General features: G+C 42.2%; 13 protein-coding genes and 1 pseudogene. 4 read left to right on the top strand and 10 right to left on the bottom strand.

The features are described from left to right. Positions 1 to 31: 31 nt before the first annotated feature. A complete protein-coding gene (locus tag B9Z54_RS10435; protein WP_240189878.1) occupies positions 32 to 679 on the bottom strand; it encodes an XRE family transcriptional regulator in 648 nt (215 codons plus the stop codon). Positions 680 to 781: 102 nt separating this feature from the next. Continuing rightward, positions 782 to 832: pseudogene (locus B9Z54_RS25680) on the bottom strand (hypothetical protein); the annotation flags it as partial. A 280-nt stretch (positions 833 to 1,112) separates the two neighbouring features. Between B9Z54_RS25680 and B9Z54_RS10430 the strand changes: the two are divergent. From B9Z54_RS10430 to B9Z54_RS10420, 3 genes are all read left to right on the top strand, one after another. Continuing rightward, positions 1,113 to 1,325 (top strand): hypothetical protein, encoded by a 213-nt coding sequence (locus tag B9Z54_RS10430; protein ID WP_113928336.1) that lies wholly within the window; start codon positions 1,113 to 1,115, stop codon positions 1,323 to 1,325. 281 nt (positions 1,326 to 1,606) lie between these two features. Further along, positions 1,607 to 1,909: a hypothetical protein gene (locus B9Z54_RS10425; protein WP_113928335.1), complete on the top strand. Its 303-nt coding sequence runs from the start codon at positions 1,607 to 1,609 to the stop codon at positions 1,907 to 1,909. A 131-nt stretch (positions 1,910 to 2,040) separates the two neighbouring features. Next, on the top strand, positions 2,041 to 2,601 hold the full coding sequence (locus B9Z54_RS10420) for a YcxB family protein (RefSeq protein ID WP_113928334.1): 561 nt from the start codon (positions 2,041 to 2,043) through the stop codon (positions 2,599 to 2,601). A gap of 194 nt (positions 2,602 to 2,795) precedes the next feature. On the opposite strand, the gene B9Z54_RS24805 is transcribed toward B9Z54_RS10420, so the two are convergent. The 6 genes from B9Z54_RS24805 to B9Z54_RS10395 form a co-directional block, all read right to left on the bottom strand. Beyond that, the gene (locus B9Z54_RS24805; RefSeq protein WP_162785168.1) at positions 2,796 to 2,942 is read right to left on the bottom strand and encodes a hypothetical protein; all 147 of its coding nucleotides are present in this window, start codon (positions 2,940 to 2,942) and stop codon (positions 2,796 to 2,798) included. 87 nt (positions 2,943 to 3,029) lie between these two features. Continuing rightward, on the bottom strand, positions 3,030 to 3,605 hold the full coding sequence (locus tag B9Z54_RS10415; RefSeq protein ID WP_113928333.1) for a transposase: 576 nt from the start codon (positions 3,603 to 3,605) through the stop codon (positions 3,030 to 3,032). Positions 3,606 to 3,799: 194 nt separating this feature from the next. Further along, positions 3,800 to 4,339: a DUF6241 domain-containing protein gene (locus B9Z54_RS10410; RefSeq protein ID WP_148955124.1), complete on the bottom strand. Its 540-nt coding sequence runs from the start codon at positions 4,337 to 4,339 to the stop codon at positions 3,800 to 3,802. A 211-nt stretch (positions 4,340 to 4,550) separates the two neighbouring features. Continuing rightward, positions 4,551 to 6,545: a penicillin-binding transpeptidase domain-containing protein gene (locus B9Z54_RS10405; protein WP_113928331.1), complete on the bottom strand. Its 1,995-nt coding sequence runs from the start codon at positions 6,543 to 6,545 to the stop codon at positions 4,551 to 4,553. Between the two features lie 199 nt (positions 6,546 to 6,744). Continuing rightward, positions 6,745 to 7,755, bottom strand: coding sequence for a C40 family peptidase (locus tag B9Z54_RS10400; RefSeq protein ID WP_113928330.1), 1,011 nt, complete (start codon positions 7,753 to 7,755; stop codon positions 6,745 to 6,747). Between the two features lie 1,101 nt (positions 7,756 to 8,856). Further along, positions 8,857 to 10,125 (bottom strand): HupE/UreJ family protein, encoded by a 1,269-nt coding sequence (locus tag B9Z54_RS10395; RefSeq protein WP_240189889.1) that lies wholly within the window; start codon positions 10,123 to 10,125, stop codon positions 8,857 to 8,859. Between the two features lie 285 nt (positions 10,126 to 10,410). On the opposite strand from B9Z54_RS10395, the gene B9Z54_RS10390 reads away from it, so the two are divergent. After that, a complete protein-coding gene (locus B9Z54_RS10390) occupies positions 10,411 to 17,532 on the top strand; it encodes a lamin tail domain-containing protein (RefSeq protein ID WP_113928328.1) in 7,122 nt (2,373 codons plus the stop codon). Positions 17,533 to 17,626: 94 nt separating this feature from the next. Here the strand turns inward: B9Z54_RS10390 and B9Z54_RS10385 are convergent, their stop codons facing one another. Together B9Z54_RS10385 and B9Z54_RS10380 are read right to left on the bottom strand one after the other, a co-directional pair. Then, on the bottom strand, positions 17,627 to 18,880 hold the full coding sequence (locus B9Z54_RS10385; RefSeq protein ID WP_113928327.1) for a hypothetical protein: 1,254 nt from the start codon (positions 18,878 to 18,880) through the stop codon (positions 17,627 to 17,629). Beyond that, positions 18,846 to 19,391: a sigma-70 family RNA polymerase sigma factor gene (locus B9Z54_RS10380; RefSeq protein ID WP_162785167.1), complete on the bottom strand. Its 546-nt coding sequence runs from the start codon at positions 19,389 to 19,391 to the stop codon at positions 18,846 to 18,848. The genes B9Z54_RS10385 and B9Z54_RS10380 overlap by 35 nt, the downstream gene beginning before the upstream one ends. Positions 19,392 to 19,651: the final 260 nt, after the last annotated feature.

The following is a 19,651-nucleotide window of genomic DNA, read 5'->3' as shown; positions in this document are numbered from 1 at the left end:
AGAGTAACTTAACAAATCCCTTACAAATCCCTTACTTTGGTAAAAGATCATTCACTTTTTGCGAAATGAATTTAATATATTTTTCATCCTCTTGAAGTTCAAAGACAATTTTGGCTTTCTTCAAATATTTCAAGGCTTCATCCTTATTGCCCCTCAACTCGAAGTTATAGCCTATCTGATAATGAAGTTCTCCAAGTAGATACATATTGTCTTTGTTGATGCAGAAGTGGATGGCTTCTTTACAATACGTGGTTGATTCTTCGATTTTCTTTAACCGCGTTAATACCCTGGCGATATTATAGTAAAGACGGGTTTTGATAGTATAATCAGATAAATAGGGCAGAAGATGTATATGCTCTTTGGCTTCGGAGTATACTTCCAGCGCTTTTTCCAGCTCATCGACCTCTGAATAGATCACACCAGAGGTCAGCAATATCTCTATTTCCCTCTCCGTCCATACCTTATCTGATGTATGGGTGAGATGGATAGCTGACCTCAGCGTCGCAATGGATTCATCCACTTTCTTATACAGCTCGAATTGGTAGATTCCCCTGTGCCATAGCAGCAGCTGAAGATTCTTCTTATTATTCATGAAGAGCGGGTTCTCCATCTCCGTCTCGACAAGGTCCTTGACATCCTGATACCTCAAAGCTCTTCTCGCCAGCTTAAGCTGTTTCATCACTTCTTCCACATAATCGAGGCGGGGAGTCATACCAATATCGAAGAAATAGTTGACGTCGACTCCCAGCTTTTGCGAGATCTGATATAAGGTGGAGGCGTACGGATAGACGTCACCCTTCTCTATCTTACTGATTTGCGCCTGTGTACATATTCCTTCAGCGAGTTCTTCTTGAGATAATCCGATATTCTTACGTAATTCTTTAATTTTTTTCCTACAGCCGAAAAGTCCATCTTAAAAACCCCTTAAAAATATTCCTAAAGTTATATTTTTTGTAGAAAACAAGAGAAATTACTTAATATGTAGTCTTAAATTGGTTATAAAGGCTCGAGACCGATAAAGCATGCTAATACAATTTGTGCTTTAATAATACTATAAATGATATCATCATTTTAACGAAAGAATTTGAAATAGACAAAGGGAGGAAGTACCCATGAAGAAAAAACTTATTGGTTTATTAGCCGCTTCGGTTTTAGTTTTAGGATTTGCAGCTTCCAGCTCTGCAGCCAGCACTGCTCTAAATAAAGTAGAACTTCCACCAGTATATCAAGCAGAACTTCCACCGGTTTATAAGGCCGAACTTCCGCCAGTATATTCAGCGGAGCTTCCGCCAGTATATTCAGCAGAACTTCCACCGGTGTATTAATCGCATAAATGACATACAGTTGAGTAAAGGCACTTCCAAATCGGGGAGTGTTTTTTATTTCACTTAACGGTTTGATTGACCTTCTCCTTCCATTGTACCTCTCTTTCCTACTAACTAATTATTCTTTTAAGAATATGCCCGAAGTTATAATAATACAAGAAAATGAATGTTTTTCATTCAAAACCGGCCTTATTTACTTCCTTTTCCTCCTATAGAGCCAATCCTCTTTTTCCGGAAATTTGTTAATCTATTTATATCAACGAAACAGGGAGGTAAAGTAAATGAGTGAGATTGAAATGAAGGTGATTCCGTCCTATATTGATGATGAATTGGCGATCGTATTCCACTTCGAGTTCAAGACATCACAGATGAAGGTTGGAGAAGCAAAAGTTTACACATATAAACTCACAGACTCCCCCTTAAAAAACACTTCCGATGGCCCTAAAAGCTTCAGGAGAAACAAATACGCTGTCCTAAAAGAGATTGATATTTTCGAAGAATATAGATACTTAGCACTAAATAAGATATCTCATTTTCTTAAAATAATTGGAATTCCAGCGGTAGCACAGGATCTTATAGCTTAAAATAAATTTCTGTGAAGACGAAATCCTTTGTGCCAATTTTTGGTACAAGGGATTATTTATTTCAGCGGACCCCTTCCTATACTATACTATCCTTAGGATGGAAATTTTTCCACGAAAGGAGGTCATTTTATATGGAGCAGGAAAATTCTACTATAGCCGGAGATTCCCTTACAGTGAGTGGCACGATTTCAAAGGATGATTTTATTAACCATAACCGCTACCATATCAAGAAGTTCAACCGAATTGTCTTACTATCGGGCTTCGTCACTTTCCTAGCCATTTTTATAATAGGCACCTGGAGTATCAATCAAGATCTTTGGGATTGGACGTTTGCGATCATATTGGGCTTGATATTCGCTACGGTCATTTCTTCCGTGTTATTAGTGTTTGCAAAAGTGTTCACCAAATTTCGGGCGGCCAAGGAGTATAAGAGCGACCAGCTTCTGAAGAATGAAATCACCTACATATTCTCTTCAGATGAAATTCAGCAGAAGATCAGGAAATCGACAAACTATCTTGAATGGAACGACATTCTCAAGGTACGCGAGCATCCGGATATGTTCCAAATGTATATTTCAAGAAATAAGGCGATTTTACTTCCCAATTCCTATTTCAGTTCCAAGGCTGACAAGGAGAAGTTAAAACAGCTCATTTCTGAAAATGTCAGTAAGGAGAAAGTGAAATTCCTTTAAAATTGTTAGGAGCCGACTGTGAGGATGGCTCTTTTTTTCATATAAATCAAGCCATCAGCCTGGAGTGGCGGTTTGTTCTGCTGAAAACAACCGGGGCGTGACTGTCACGCCCCGAAATATGTCGAAAAAAACACCGGCTTTCTCCGCTCCTTATGGGCAGTGAAAGCCGGTGTTTTCATTATAGCTTTTAGCTTTTATATTTTACTCAGGAATTTTTCATTGTAATGATCGAGGCTTTCCAGATACTTCACTTGCTGCTCTACGATGGTTCCGTCGTAGCAATCGAGTATATGGAGGGGGCTGAAGAATGTCGGGTAAGGAAACCGGGGTGTGACTGTCACGCCCCGAAATATGTCGAAAAAAAACACCGGCTTTCTCCACTCCTTATGGGCAGTGAAAGCCGGTGTTTTCATTATAGCTTTTAGCTTTTAAATTTTACTCAGGAATTTTTCATTGTAATGATCGAGGCTTTCCAGATACTTCATTTGCTTCTCTGCGATTGTTCCACCGTAGCAATCGAGTATATGGAGCGGGCTGAAGAATGTCGGGTAAGGAAGGGACAAGTTGTGGAAGTACTGATAGGAGCTCCAGCTGTACTCAGCCGGATCACTCACCATGTTCGCCCTCACCGGGTTCATATGGATATAGTGGCTTAGATGGATGTTGTTGATGACGCCAGGTACCTTGTCAGAAAAGAATCTTTCTTCATAGGCGTGTCCCGTTAGATTATACCGAGTATTGTAGTAGCTGGAATATCTTCGGTTAATCATAGCCATCACTTTGGACATATCATACTGGGAGGATCGCATGTGTAAATGATAGTGGTTGGTCATCAAGCAGAAGGAGGCCATTTCAAATGACGTCTTTTCGTGGACTTTGGTGAGGATGGATAAGAAAGCGTCGGCATCCCTCTCATCCTGGACGAGGGGATCTCTTCGATTGCCCCGGGTGACAATATGGTAAAAATGGTCAGATGACCACTCTCCCCTTCTTTTTCTTGGCATTATTTCACCTGCCTTTCTTATTAAGCTATTACTATTATTCTACCTTTCTAATGAAAATCCTTCATAAAAAAGACAGTCATCGACATTTTTCGGGTCGTGACTGTCACGAGGAGGGATCGACAAATCGACAAAAACCGGGTGGTGACTGTCACCACTAAAAAAACAGGTGCCGCCAAACTGCACCTGCTCTGCTTTTATCGTTTTTCTCTTTTCTGTTTGTTTAAGTACGCCTCTTCTTCTTGTGGGGCAAGAATTCCTTTCGCTGCGCCCACCGTTCCTCCTTGCAGACTCCAGACTTCGTTGTGGTCATGGTCCACTTCACTGAAGTTTCCTTCCTGCCATTTCACCAGGATATCTCTGTAGACGTGCTCGTGCTCGTAATCCCCTTTATCAAGCTCTCCTAATAAATAGAGAATTCTTTCGTCTGTCATTTCATAAAAGGACCACTTTTGCTTTGCTTCAACCTTCTGGTGGCTCATTGCATGGATATACTGCTGCATTACTGTTTCATCAATAGGTGACAGGAATGGTTCACCGAATGGGTTTTCTGTGCTGGTTTCATTCTGCGTTTCCTCTTCGGTGTATTCTTCCGCTGCATCCCCCTGGGTATTGGCGTCATTAGTCATCTCCCTGTTTCCCTGTTCACTAAAATAAGTATAAATCGAGCCGGCTGAAACGGTTCCTAATAGTAGAAAGATTAATATAAATAGTGCGGTTTTCTTAGATTTAGACATTTTGGGCATGGTTGTAGTTTCCTCCCTCTAGGGTTAGACGACGTATGGAGGTAGGGCGTCTCAGAATTTATTTTAATTTTTCCCGGTTCTTGTTTTTATTCGACAAAAACCGGGTGGTGACTGTCACGCCCCGGATAATCTTTATCCTAACTTACAACAAGCTAGCAATTCATTCCATGTATTCCTGTCGACAAATTTCGGGGCGTGACAGTCACCAGCTCTCGTAGAATCGCTTGGTGACCTCGACGGTATGCGTACTACCGCCGCTCTCTTCCACATTTTCGAGCAGCATCGCCAGTACAAATTCCGGGTTGTTCTGATCATAGCTGACGAACAGGCCATTTTCGCTTCCGGTTGTACCCTGTTCTGATTTAATTTCGGCAGTGCCTGTTTTTCCGGCAATTGCCTTGCCTTCTACTGCGGCTTTACCCGCGATTCCCTCTGTCACTACTTTTCTTAGGTCCGTTTTTAGCAGTTCGGCATTTTCCTTGGATAGAAGGTCATTTTTCCAGACTTCTTCTTTTGCTCCATTTATAAGGAGCGGTTTCATCATGATTCCATCATTAATGATGGCTCCGTATGAGTTGGCAAGGTGAAGGACACTCATTAAAATCTGTCCCTGTCCATATGCCGAGTCGGCAAGCAGGATTTCCTCAGAGATCGCTCCATCATTGGCTATCTGCGAGGAAGTGATTGGATATTCGAAAGGTACTTCCTCGCCGTACCCGAAGTTCTTCAGTCCCTGCTGGAAGGAATCCGCTCCCATATCGAGTCCTGCCCGGGCAAAATAAATATTGTCTGAGTACTTAAGAGCACTTTCTAAATCTACATTTGTATCGTTGTCAAAGACTCGAGTAACTTTGTATCCTCCCCATGATTTATCTTTCTGCCATTGCTTCCCTTCAATGGTATAAGCTTTTGATGGATCCAGCTTTCCTGAATTTAGCCCGATTGCTGCTGTTATTCCCTTCATGGTAGATCCAGGTGAATAAGCATTGACAATGCGATTGGTCAAAGGATTGTCCGGGTTATCCTGGAGCGCTTTATAATCCTTAGAGGAGATGCCCAGTGCAAATTGATTTGGATCAAAGGATGGGACACTCACCAATGAGAGGACCTCACCTGTGTTTGGATTCACTGCTGCTGCCGTGCCTGCTTCATCCTTCATTTGTTCGTACAATCCCTTTTGCACCTCGGCATCGATGGTCAGAGTGATTTTTTCACCGTGCATAACTTCTGATGAAGCCACATCAACCACGGCTCCATTTTCTTTTTCAATATAAATCACCTTGCCATCTTGCCCTCTAAGCTTTTCTTCGTACAATTCCTCAAGGCCTCTTTTTCCTATAACAGCTTGTTCGGAATATCCTTTTCCCTTCAATTCCTCGTATTCTTCAGCAGTTATATTGCCTGTATGTCCGACTAGATGAGCCAGTGCTTCCGCATACGGATACTCACGTGCCTCCACTTTTTGATTGAACACACCTTCTATGGACGTCAATTCCACAGCCAGCTCCCTGTTGGACATCGGTATTTTCTTTAAAGGAACGAAATGTTCAGGCTGCACCCAGCTTTGATTCATCTGCTCCTCAATGAATTCAGGTGTGATATCGAGTAATTCAGCGGCTTTACCGGTATTTGCTAATTCAAAATTTTCCGGAACTACGCCTATTTCGTATGCCTGTCCATTAATTGCCAGTGCCCTATCATTGCGGTCATAAATTTCCCCGCGGTTGGCCGGGACCGTTTGTATCCTTACTTTGTCATTCTGCTCCAGGTTTGGAAGGATCAACTCAGGTGTCCAGTTCAGGAACCAGTTTTCCTGGTCATCTTTTGATTCTTTTATAAGTTCTACTTCTTTTTCATACTCGATATCTCCTGCCAGAGTGGTCATTTTTATTACAACCGGAAACTTTGCTGACTCCTGATCTTCCCACTCTTGTTCTTCTTCGGGCTTTTGATAGGTTACTTCGAAGTTCTTCACGTCAAAATCCTGATAAATCTTTTGGGCTCTGTCCTTAAAATCTTCTGTTGAATAAGTTTCCTTGGTACTTTGAGTGAGATAATCGCTGTACATTTTTTCATATTCCTGATCGTTCCACAGCTTTACATAAGTTTCAAGGCGTTCATCGGGCTGTGGCTGTTCTTGACATCCCGCAATAAAAATAAGTGACAAAAGGACGGATAAAAATACGAGTTTCTTCAATAGTTATTCCCCTTTCGTATGCTATTCCTCTATTGTATGTAGGATATTGACTTTTATTTTACAAGTAATTACAACTAATATCGAAAGTTTTTGCTTTTTTTAAAAAAATATATAAAAAGTGGTTTAAGTTGTTTTGGAGGGGGTAGTTATGGAGTAAATAGAAAAACCCTTCCTGGCGGGGAAGGGTTTGAGTCGGATATTAATAGCTAGTGTAGCCTGTGATTTTAGTTTTCCAGTAGCTGTTGCTCAAGGAAGTGACTTCAACGCCTCTGTTGCCAGAGTGAATGAACTCATTATTGCCTAAGTAGATTCCTACGTGAGAAATTCCTGCTTTATAAGTATTGCTGAAGAATACTAGATCTCCCGGCTGTGGATTGCTCACACGTGTGGTTTCGTTCCACAGTCCAAGTGCGCTTGTTCTGCTTACATTCATGCCTGCTTGCTTATAAACATAGTAAATGAAACCACTGCAGTCAAATCCTGATGGAGTAGAACCACCCCATACATATGGTGTTCCCAGATGTCTCTTCGCTTCATTTATTACGCCTACACTGTCGTTTGACGAGCTTGCTACTTTCGTTGTAACTTGCTTGGCAGGTGCTGCTTTAGCTGTGTTTGTTGATTTTCCAGAGATTGATAGTTTTTGGCCAACTCGGATAAGGTCGCTGCTCAAACCGTTATTAGATTTGATTTGCTGAACGGATACACCATGTTTTTTAGCGATATGGCTCAGTGTGTCACCAGATACAACTGTATATGTGCCGCCTTGTGAAGGAGCAGATGTTGTTGTTTTAGCTGGCGCAGATGCTACTGGAGCTGATCCGCTTGCACTTACTTTCAATTTTTGGCCAGGGTGGATTATGTCACTGCTTAGTCCATTCCAGCTTTTCAGGCTGCTGACTGATACGCCGTACGCTTTACCAATCTTAGATAGGTAGTCTCCGCTTTTCACTACATACGTTTTGGCACTTGTGCTTGCTTTTGCAGGTGCTGCAGATTTTCCGCCTACTTCCAGGCTCTGGTTTACGTAGATAAGATCTGAATTCAAGTTGTTCCAGTTTTTAATGTCCTTGACTGATACGCTATATCTTTTAGCCAGATGAGATAGTGTGTCTCCTGACTGTACTGTGTGACTCGCTGCTTGTGTATATGTTGAAAACCCCGTTGATAACATTGCGGCAGTTGACAAAGCAATAATTGTTTTTTTCATAGTATAGTTCTCCTTTGTTTCTCTGCAAGATTTTTTGCTATCAGATTCGCTTGAAAGCTGATAACGAAATCTATTGTATCGCAGGAAAAAAGGAATTTAAGTGGAAAAGTTTTCCGACTTAATTACCAAATTAACCCTCAGAAGGGGTTAAAATCTATGAGCCTTAGATACTACTGGAGTTTGAGAGATTTTAGTAATTAAAATTATTCAGATAGTTATACTTTTTGGTTAATTTTACTAATATATATGGGGTTGAAAGTGTAAATATACACTTAAAAACGTTGATTTGACGCCATTTTGAGGGGTTTTTAGTATTTCAGATAGAATAATAGTGTTACTATACTGTGATAGCTTTGTTACAAATATTACAGTAGTTTTAGTTTGATTGCAAACGTAAATCTTCATCCCAGATTCTATGGTCTGTGGCTTTTTTATTGGGGTTTTGCTTTAGCGCTTTAAAGTGTTAAGTGATAAGTTTCTCCTTTTTATAGTTTCTTGGGTGCTTATTTCTATTGGATGTGATCGTTTGGTGAGGGTTTGGATAATGAGTGGCTCGGTTTTGGCTCTCTTATGTACCCACTCGGCCTGCCTGGATACACGAGTGGCTCGGTTTTAGCTTACTTATGTATCCACTCGACCGCTATGGCTACATGAGTGGCTCAGTTTTAGCTTACTTATGTACTCACTCGGCAGCGGTGGATACACGAGTGGCTCAATTTTGGCCTAGATATGTACCCACTCTCCCTGCCTGAATACACGAGTAGCTCGATTTTGGCTCACTTATGTACCCACTCGGCCTGCCTGGATACACGAGTTGCTCGGTTTTAGTCTACTTATGTATCCACTCGGCCGCTCTGGATACATGAGTAGCTTGATTTTGGCTTACTCATGTACCCACTCGGCCCCTCTGGATACAAGAGTCGCTCGATTTTGGCCTACTTATGTATCCACTCGGCCGCTCTGGGTACATGAGTCGCTCAATTTTGGCCTAGATATGTACCCACTCTGCGACCTAATACTGTTAAGCACGAAGAGGGACTGCCCACCTTATGCGTAAAAGCAATAAAGTAAACAGTCCCTCAAGGTTTTTTATGAGAAAAATTAAATTAATCGTTCAATGAGCCAGTAGAGGCCGAATAGACTGACAAGTGCAGAGGCACTGTACATGATTTGAGTTTGGTAACGCAGTTTCCTCATGTACCAGATGATAGGAAACAGTATTGCAAGAACGACAATTTGACCGATTTCGACTCCGAGGTTGAAGGATAACAATGGCAGCACGAATGCGCCTTCAAGTTTACCTGCAAGGAATCCGGCAAATCCAAATCCATGGATCAACCCAAAGAAAAGGACCACAATCCATCTCCCTTTGAAGCTGGCATCTCCTCTTTTCTTCGCTAATATGTTTTCAATTGCGACATATACAATGCTTAGGGCGATGAGTGGTTCTATGATGCTTCCAGGGATGATGAAGATTTCCATGGCAGCCAGGCCAAGCGTCAAGCTGTGTCCAACCGTGAATGCAGTAAGGATTTTAATGTAGTCCTTAACCGATCCTCTCATTAGTAAGAGACCCACGATAAAGAGAAGGTGGTCGATTCCTCCCCAGATATGAGTCATCCCAAGTACAAGATAGTCAACAAAACCGGTAGAACCGTTTCCGTTATCACCTGATGAGCCTGAATCTGTTGATACTGCTTCTTCTGTTTGCTCTTCTGTCTCTGATCCTCGTGATTCTTCATGTTCATGCTCATGTTCATGTTCTTGTCCATGAGCAACTTCAGTTTCATCCTGATTTGCTGCATGACCGGATTCCGATTCTGTTTCAGCAGCTGCTTCCCCATTACTTCCTATTTTGCCTTCTATCATTTTATTATTCGCTGTGATGACATGTTCAGAGGCTGATCCGCCATGCTGTACAGTCATAAAATTTTGGTGGTTCATGTCGATTCCGTCAAAAAAGATTTCATACTGAATGGCGTATTCTGTAACCGGCTTGTCGAACTCAAATTCCATGACAATGTTGAACATGGAATAGTTCCACCGCTCGGCTGTTTTAATTTCTTTTACTGTTACTTCAGGTTTTTCCCCGTTACTTGTGATATGAAGGTTATCCACAATCAGTTTTTTAATGGAATCCTTCGAATGATTGAGTTCATCTTCTGTCATATATCCATCCTGGTCTTTATCTATAGCCAGCAGCCCTCCGACCAGGTCGGCAAGCAAATAAAGGTCATAGTCGATTACATTCTCTTCAACTGTTATCTCCGAATATCCGACAGAGCCGGAGTGGGCACTGGCTTGGAATGGCTGCATAATTATGGCTACTCCCATTAAAATTACAAGTGTTTTTGTAAAACGTGCTAACATCTTCACTGCATTTCCCCCTTGAGTTTGTTTAACACGTTTTATAGTAGTGTATATATGTAAATTTAATATCAACTTAAATTAAAAAATATAAATATTGTAAATTTTAAAGTAGAAGATTCATAGAATAAAACCATCTATTTCTAGACACGAAATAGTTTGGTGTGTAAATATTCTTACAAATTTCGACATAATTCGTGTCATTTTTTACCTGAGTTAACATTTAAGTAATAACTAAATTACATTTACTAACTATTATGGAATGGAATCATAAAAAAGGAGGATATTATGCAAAAGAGAAGATGGAAGAACTCGTTGAAGAAACTATTCATCTACGTATGTATGGTTTCAATTGTGTTGTCAAACTTTTTGACGACGGTATCTCGCGTTTCTGCTGAGGAGGGGACGGTTACAGCGGTCCCTAAATCCGAGACCGTGAAGGATGAACAATCCGAGACTGCCGATAATGAAGCCCAACCCGTTCCGGAAGACAGTGGTGAACAACCTGCTGAGACGGATGAACAGTCTCCAGACACCGAGACTGAAAGTTCCCAGCCAATTTCCGAACCTGCTGCTGATTCAAATGAAGCGGATGGGACAGAACCCGTTCAAGAACCTGAAGCTGCCGTGCAGGAAGAGCAGCCTTCAAGCGTAACTGAAACTGAGCCTTCTCCGGAAGAAACCCAGTCTGTCGAAAAGAAAAACGAAACCGAACAGGCTCCTGAGACTCCACAAGATGCTGCACCTGACGCCAACCAAGAAGCAGCATCTGTAGAGAATGAGCCTGCGGAAGATTACGAGAGTTTTCCTGAGCTTTTAATTACAGAGCTCTCTCCTAATTCAGATGGAGTGGATGACTATGAGTACTTTGAGCTCTATAACAATACTACCCAGCCTTTGAATCTTGCAAACTATGCTTTTATTTACACTTATACAGATGGAAGTTATGCCGACAAACTTTTCTCGGTACCTGCAACGGTCATACAGCCGCAGGAAAAGCTTGTTTTCTGGTGGAATAAAAGTGAAAAAACACTTGCCGATTTCAATGCTAAGTTTGGCTTGTCACTGACAAGCAGCCAGGTGATTGACTTCAATCATAGTAATTTCCCCGGCTTTGCTAACGGCGGAAACCGTGAATTGATCATCACGGACAATACTGGCACTGAAGTGGTTTCAGCCGGCTACCTTCCTGGTGAAACAGGTAACGATGGAACCGTTGTACAATACAATTACCCTGAAACAGGAACAGAGATGGCTAAGTTACAAGTATTAGCTGCTCCAACTCCAGGAACTATGAGTGCAGACCAAGTTCCTGCCGCTCCTGTGACTCTCGACGAAATTCCTGAGGATACGGAAGCTCCTGCCATAAGCCATACAACTATCACGGAAAGCCAGCCATATACGGATATTGCTATTGAAGCAGTGGTTTCAGATAACATGGCTGTCCCAAGTGCGACTTTATTTTACAAAAAGAAAGAAGATGCAGATTATACAAGCGTGCCAATGTCAGGGAATCCTGATGATCTGACTTATTTTTCCGCTGTCATCCCTGGCACAGAAGCCGATGCTGACCTCACCTATTATATTGAGGCAGAAGCCGGAGGACTTTCGGATGCCACTGAACCATCCGTTATTTCAATTAGTATGCCAGAGGAAACGTATAGTGAAAGTGAAATTCTTATCACGGAAATCTCACCTGATTCACAGGGATACGATCACTATGAATATTTTGAGATTTATAATAATTCCACACAAGCATTGAATCTTGCAAACTATTCATTTGTTTATCATTATGTCGGGGACCCTGATAAAGATACGATTCTTCAAGTTCCTGGTGTAACTGTTGCTCCTCAGGAAACCATGGTTTTCTGGTTTAATTCACAGGATTTTCCGCTCGCTGACTTTAACAGCAAGTTCGGAGTGAACCTGACGGAAGGACAAGTCCAGGAGTTTTCTGGATCTGGGTTCACTGGTTTCTACAATGGCGGAGACCGAGGCCTGATCATTAAGGATAATGAAGGAAACGAAGTCGTCTCTGCAAGCTATCTGAAAGGTGAATCCGATAACACAGGGGCGGTCATTCAATACCTTTTCCCTATGACAGGTACGTCCATGGAAAAGTTTGCTGTAATGGCATCCTCTACTCCTGGAGCCTTTGATCCTGCACAGGTTCCGACTGAGCCGGTTGTCATTGATGAAAAGCCGGAGGACACGGAAGCACCGGTTATCAATCATACTGCGGTAACCGACAGCGAGGCCTTCACAGCCATTTCAATTGAAGCATCGGTCACTGATAATATGGCCGTTCCATCCGCACAGCTTTTTTATAAAAATGAAGCTGATGCAGATTTCACTTCTATTGACATGGCAATGGATACTGAAGATACCAGCCGTTTTACTGCAGAAATTCCGGCTTCCGCTGCTGATGCCAATATCACTTATTATATCGAAGCATCTGATGGCAGCCTTGTAAGCAAGACGGAAGAATATACTATAGAAGTAAATGTTCCGGAAGAAACCTACAGTGACCTTCCGCTTTTGATCACTGAAATTTCTCCGAATACAGCCGGCGGCGGGACAGATTACTATGAATTCTTTGAGCTCTATAACAATACAAATCAACCTATCTCTACTATTAACTATTCATTTGTCTACAAATACACTGATTCTGGTAACGAGTTGCTTTTCCAAGTTCCAGAAGTAACGATTGAGCCTCAGGACTCTATGGTATTCTGGTTCAACAACGGTGGAAATACAAATGAAGATTTCAACAACCAGTTCGGCACAGCACTATCCCAGGGTGAACTCACCTCTTTTACAAGTATTTTCCCCGGCTTTGCAAACGGCGGCAACCGTGCGCTGATCATACGGGATAATAAAGGGGCCGAGATGGTTTACGCTGACTACCTGGGCAGCGACAATGATAATGACGGTGGGGATATCCAGTATATCTTCCCGGAATCTGGAACAACCATGGACAAGCTTGAAGTCCTTGCTTCTCCTACTCCAGGAGTCGTTTCAGGTGCACAGGTCCCGGCAACACCGATCGATGCTGAAGAAATCATTGATGAAGAAGCACCTGTGATCGACCATACACCTGTCACAACTGCAGATGCCTTTGCTCCGCTTGCCATTGAGGCAAGTATTACGGATAACATGGCCGTGCCTGCAGCAACACTTTTTTATAAGAACGAAGAAAGTGATGACTTCAAGTCCCTTGCCATGTCAGCAAGCTCCGAGGATCTTAACAGATACTCTGCAGAAATACCGGGGACAGACGTAAGTTCAACTATTACGTACTACATTGAAGCTTCCGATGGGACTTCTACAATTGAAACTGAACAGTATGAGGTTACAGTGAATAAGAAAGACGTCGATTACAGCGAGGTTCCAAGGTTCCTTGTAACAGAAATCGTGCCAGATTCTACGAATGCAGGCAGTGCGGATGGTTATGAATTTGTAGAAGTATATAACAATACCGATAAAGATATGAACTTCAAAGATTACAAGGTTCAATACCGCTATGGATCAGATCCCGCAGGCGATGTCGTATGGGCTTCCGTGCCGGATGACTTCGTGCTCCCTTCACAGGAAACGGTTGTTTTCTGGATCATCAACTCTCAAAACGGAGACAAGACGGTTACTGATTTTAATGCAAACTATGGAACCAACCTTGTTGAAGATGAAGAAATTGTCAGGATCTATAGCGATGGTATGGCTAACGGAGCAATGAGGGGATTGGTCGTAGCCACAAATGCTAAAGAAGAAATTTCTGTTTCTTACTACAATGACCAGACTGGAATTAAAGATACTTCTCCTAATAAAGGGATCCTTTATAAGTATCCGGAAGATGGTTCTACTCAATCAGTGAAAGTGAGTGCCGGTATTGAAGATGCCACTCCTGGTTCTGTGGAAGCATTCCAAGTGCCAGGCACACCTGTTGAAATTGAAGAGGACACCGTCAATCCGAATATTGAAAACAGGACAAGTGTTACAGAAGTACAACACACAGAAGATATTTTGATTGAGGCGGAAGCAACTGATAATGTTGAGGTCAAAACAGTAAGACTTTTCCACCGCACAAACGGTGAAACCGACTTTCAAGAAGTGCTTCTCCCGCTTAATCAAGAGACAAACTTGTATGATAATACTATCTATGCAGCAGACTTGATTGGAAAAAACAGTCTCGAATATTACTTCATGGTATCTGACGGTTTCAATGAAGTGGAAAGCGATCTTTATACGATTAAGATCAAAAATAATCTGGATGACTCGACTCTTCGTTTGAACCTGGAAGATCAAGAAATTGTTTCAGGAACAAAAGTAATCAAAGGGACATCCAAAGAAGACTTTGCCCAAGATGTAAAATTATTCATTGATGACACCGAGGTTGAAAGCGAAGCCTATAATGCTTTGGAAAATGAAGCCTATATTGCCCTTGAAGCGAATGGATTGAATACGTATTTCCAAAACGCGGTTACTATGGGCGATGACATCCTTTACCTTATGGATAAAGATTGGCTGACGTATTGGAAGACCTTCACGATTCCAGTTGAAGCGGACAGGCTGCAGGTCGGTGAAAACATCATCACTGTGCGCGCAGGTAATAAAGCTTCCCCGTTCCAGCTGAGTGAAGATGAGGAAAACCGCGATGATTACAACCTGAGAAACGTCCGGTTGATCCTGGCTGACGGAACGGTCATCAGGGATTTAGAAAAAAATGATCCTGATAAAGTCTATGATATGGGAGATGACGGAACGTTTCGTCCTTTCGAAGATTTTACTTTTACATTGACAGAAGAGCATGCCCAGGCAAAAGCCTACGCTTGGGATACAACTGCAGTTGCTGACGGTGCCCATACAGTAAAAGCACAAGATCAGGATGAAGAGATTCAAACGGTTGTCCAAGTGGATAATACTGCACCTGAAATCACAACCAATATCGAAGACAGTAAATCTTATAAAGGCGCTTTCACAATCGAAGCAGATGCCACTGATGAGATTGCTGGCGTCGAATCTGTCCAGGCGATGCTTGATGGAGAAGAAATTACAGTTCCTTATGAAACATCTTCTTCTCAATTAGCAGCTGGAGAGCATGTATTGAAAGTAACAGCTATTGATACTGAAGGTAACCAATCGGAAAAGGTGGTTCATTTCTCTGTAAACAACGAGAACCCTGACAAACCAGAATTGGTATCACCTTCTGACGGTTCTTCCACTCCTGTAGATGGTGATCCTAAGTTGAAGGTAAAAGTAACAGACCCTACCGGCGATGATATGGATGTTTCCTTCTATGAAGGTTATCAGTATACAGCGAAGAATGCTGGCAGCGTGAAAGCTTATAAAAATGTCGCGGATATTGAGCCGCCTAACATGATGGCTCCTCCAGGCGAAGAAGCATTGACAAATGAAGAGATTTCCATGGTTTCCGAGGAAGATGGCAGCTATCTGACTTCCGATTCCTCCACAGGATTCCCTTACCATCGTTTTGATGTGACACTGGATCCTTCAGTGGATGAGAATGACAGTGTAGAACTTCTTTGGAAAGGACAGTCTCTTGAAGGAAGAAAGGTTTCCATGTATGCATGGAACCATGCCAAAGAGAAATGGATTCTGCAGACTTACAAGATTGCCGGTACAGAGGACTTTGAGTTGAAATCAAATATCACTATTGGTGAATATATGAAAGATTCAAAGATCAACGTATTGGTTCAAGATGAAATCCCAAGTTCTCCTGAAGAGTATGATTACACATTCGTTTGGATGTCGGATACTCAATATTACGCAGAGAGCTATCCATACATTTTTGATCAGCAGACAAAATGGATTGCACAGATGAAGGAAGAAATGAAAATCAAGTACGTCTTCCACACTGGGGATCTTGTCGATGAAGCCGATAAAGTCGAGCAATGGCAGTATGCCGACGAATATATGGGTACTCTTGAAGACAGCAATATCCCTTACGGAGTGCTGGCAGGAAACCACGATGTCAATCAATTGACAAATGACTATACCGAATTCTATAAGTGGTTCGGTGCAGACCGTTATGAAAATGAAGACCACTATGGCGGTACGTATAAGAACAACAGGGGACATTATGATTTGATTTCCTCTGAAGGAAACGATTTCATCATGCTTTATATGGGCTGGGGCGTGCAAGATGAAGATCTTGATTGGATGAACCAAGTCCTGCAAGAACACCCTAACCGCAAAGCGATCCTGAATTTCCATGAGTATCTACTCGTATCCGGGAATCGCAGCCCGCTTGGCAACAGGATTTATAACAAAGTCGTAGAGCCTAATGAAAATGTTGTTGCCGTATTGAGCGGTCACTATCATGATTCCGAGACACTTGTCAGTGAGATTGATGATAATGGAGACGGAACAGCAGACCGCGAAGTGTATCAGATGCTTGGCGATTACCAAGGCGGACCTGAAGGCGGCCAGGGTTACCTGAAGCTGATGCATTTCGATCAGGACAACGACAGAGTGATGATTAACACATACTCACCATATCTTGATGATTACAATTTCTATGATCCTACTGAGTTCCCAGGCAAGGATGAAGTTATCATGCCTATGGACCTCTCTCTGGAAGAAAAACGTGTTGCTACCGATTATTTCTCTGTGAACGTTTATACCGATACGGTGATTGGTGAACAGGAAGCCGTTGAAAGCGGCGGCACTGCTGAAACGGTATGGGAAGGGTTGGAGGAAAACGAAACCTATTCCTGGTATGTAACAGCTCAAGACCAATTCACTGGAGGAGTCGTTTCTGATATTTGGACATTCACGAAGGGCGAGGATGAGGAAGAAACTCCTGTCGATCCTGAAGACCCTTCTGAAGGCGGAGGAAATGATGAGCCTGAAAATCCTTCAGACGGAAATGACAATGACGGAGGAAATGATGATTCAGAAAATCCTTCTGACGGAAGTGACAATGACGGAGGAAATGATGATTCAGAAAATCCTTCTGACGGAAGTGACAATGACGAAGGAAATGATGATGCTGAAAATCCTTCTGACGGAAGTGACAATGACGAAGGAAATGATGATGCTGAAAATCCTTCTGACGGAAGTGACAATGAGGGCGGAAATGGCGATGGAAAAGATAATGGAAATGGCCAAACCCCTCAGGACCCAGCAGATGATCAAGATGAAAAAGACAACGAGGATACCGATACTGGCAGCGGATCTGATCAGGATTCCACTGATAAGAATGATGGCGGTTCCGATCAGCGTGACACCGATTCAAGCCAGGAAGACAACCAAGCCAAGGACAAACTAGGCTCCAATCTTCCTGACACAGGTACAGCTTACTACCTATACCTTACTTTAGGAATCATCATGGCAGCTGCAGCGGCAGGCATGATCTTCTTGAGAAGAAGGAAGAAGCAGTTAACACATTAATCTAATCAATAAAAACCCCCTGTTCCTTTTAAAGGAATGGGGGGTTTTGTTTTTAGTGCTTTAAAGGGCGAAGAGGGACTGTCCCTCTTTTAAATTATTTGATGTCGATCCATTCCATTTTAGGGTTTCCGTCTTCGTCATATCGGTCTTCGTTTTGCTGCAGTATTGAATTTGAGTAAGCTTTCCGATAGGCCTTCTCAGCTTCAGGGTTGTAGAAGTTGATTTCGAAATCGACGTACTGTGCTATCGGGGATTCATTATTATTCTGCAAAGCCACTGCTATTTTCCGGGCTGTTTGTTCTTCTTCTTTTCTACTAATTTTTCTATTCAATTTTACATTTACATTAATGGGGGCCACTTCATTTGAAGTATCCAGGCCAATTGAGCTTATAACATTTTTCCACTCATCATTTTCTCCAGAAAGCAATTCTTTCAGGATTGGGGTAAGGTTTTGGTCTCTACTCATTTCATACTGAAGAAACATTTGGTTAGAATCACTGATCCCTAAAGAAACTTCATTATAGTGGAATTTCCTGTCCTTCCATTCTATCGCTTTATCTCCTTTTTGATTCTTCCCTTCAAAACTCAGCAGGATGCCGGTTTCTGGATGGATTTTTGCCTTAAACTCCTTCAAACTGAGCTTCTTGTTATCTGTAAGTCCACTGACTATTATCCCGTGTTCCCCCTCCTCAATGATTTTCCAGGTGTATTGATTACTCGCAATATCCTCTGGAAGCTTAGCGGGATAATAAGGATAAGACATAATGATAGGTTCATGGTCTGCCTTCAGATAGGCTGATGGAGCAGGAATAGCTGTAACGGTTGCAGGCTTATCGATTTCTTTATAATATAAAAGGTTGTCTTCCAGTATGACCCGGGAGTCATTGTTAGTGTTTTGCTGATTGATACTGGGGATTCCATCACTTCTGTATTCAACTCCTGTATCGATGCTATATTCCTTTCCATCCACCTTGAAGTCCGCGAGTAAATACATAGCTCTAAAGTTCAGCCTTTCTTGCTCCCATAACGAGGAATAAACTTTTTTGATCTCGCTGGCTTTCGGTGTCTCTTCAATCTTTTTCTTTGAGGGTTCTGTCACTTCCTCGGGGTTTGTGTCCAATAAACGGGGGAATTGTTCCAGAAGCACAGGTCCAATCAGTAAAAACCCTATCAACGGAATGGCCAGTGCTGCTATAACAGGAGCCCACTTTGGCCTTTTCTTCTGAGAATTTGTCATCCCTTCACGCGCTTCTTTTAAAATGGCGTCTTTCCTGCTTTTTAACTTCTGCTTGTGAAATACTTCTTCATCCAATTCAGCTTTTAAATTTTTCAGCGGGTCTCTGTTCAACCTGATCCCTCCTTTTGCTTAGCGATTGGAGTTTATGGCGGGCCCTTGCCAGCCTGGTTCTGATGGTGGATGAACCGATGTCCAGCAATTCGCTTATCTCCTCTGTTGTCAATTCCTCATAATAGTAAAGAATGATGATTTCTCTGTATTTTTCCGGCAGCGAGAAGACATCCCTTGAAATTCCTTTCATCTCTTCCATCCGGATGACTTTGTCGGCCGTGTCGGCTTCGCTTCCCTTAAAAATACGCGCCACTGATTCTGTTAGAACGTTTCTTCTGAAGTAGGCGGAGCCCAGCATATCCTTGCATTTATTGACGGTAATTCGATATATCCAGGTTTTATAGGCCGAATTATGTTGAAAGGTCTCCAGCCCATTGAATACGCTGATGAATACTTCCTGAGCGATATCTTGAGCGGTTGACCAATCTTTTACATAGGTAAAAGCCAGCTTCGTGACTGATGCTTCATGTTCATCAATCAAGTCTTCTAAGATTTTAATTCTATCTTCCAAACCCGCTGCTCCCCCCTTTTTCTGTGGTGTGTTTATGTATTCATGGTTTAGACGGTGTTGGTTGTTGGTGTGTTTCAAAATTATATTTTAGCTAGTTCTGTGAAGATTAATTCCATGTTGTCAGCCTGCTTCGTATAGGGCGGTTGTGATCCGGTCTATGCCAGCGGCTTTGGCGGGTTCCATTTAAGAGCAGCAATCTATTAGAAAAGCGAAATCGTTAATGAAAAATAAGGGGAGTTTTTCCCCTTATTTGCAAATTT

Origin of the sequence: Bacillus sp. P14.5 (assembly GCF_003316765.1) — a bacterium.
In the GTDB taxonomy this organism is placed as follows: Bacteria; Bacillota; Bacilli; order Bacillales; family Bacillaceae_B; genus Rossellomorea.
Note: the sequence above shows the minus strand (reverse complement) of the source record. Positions and strands in the feature narration are given on the sequence as shown.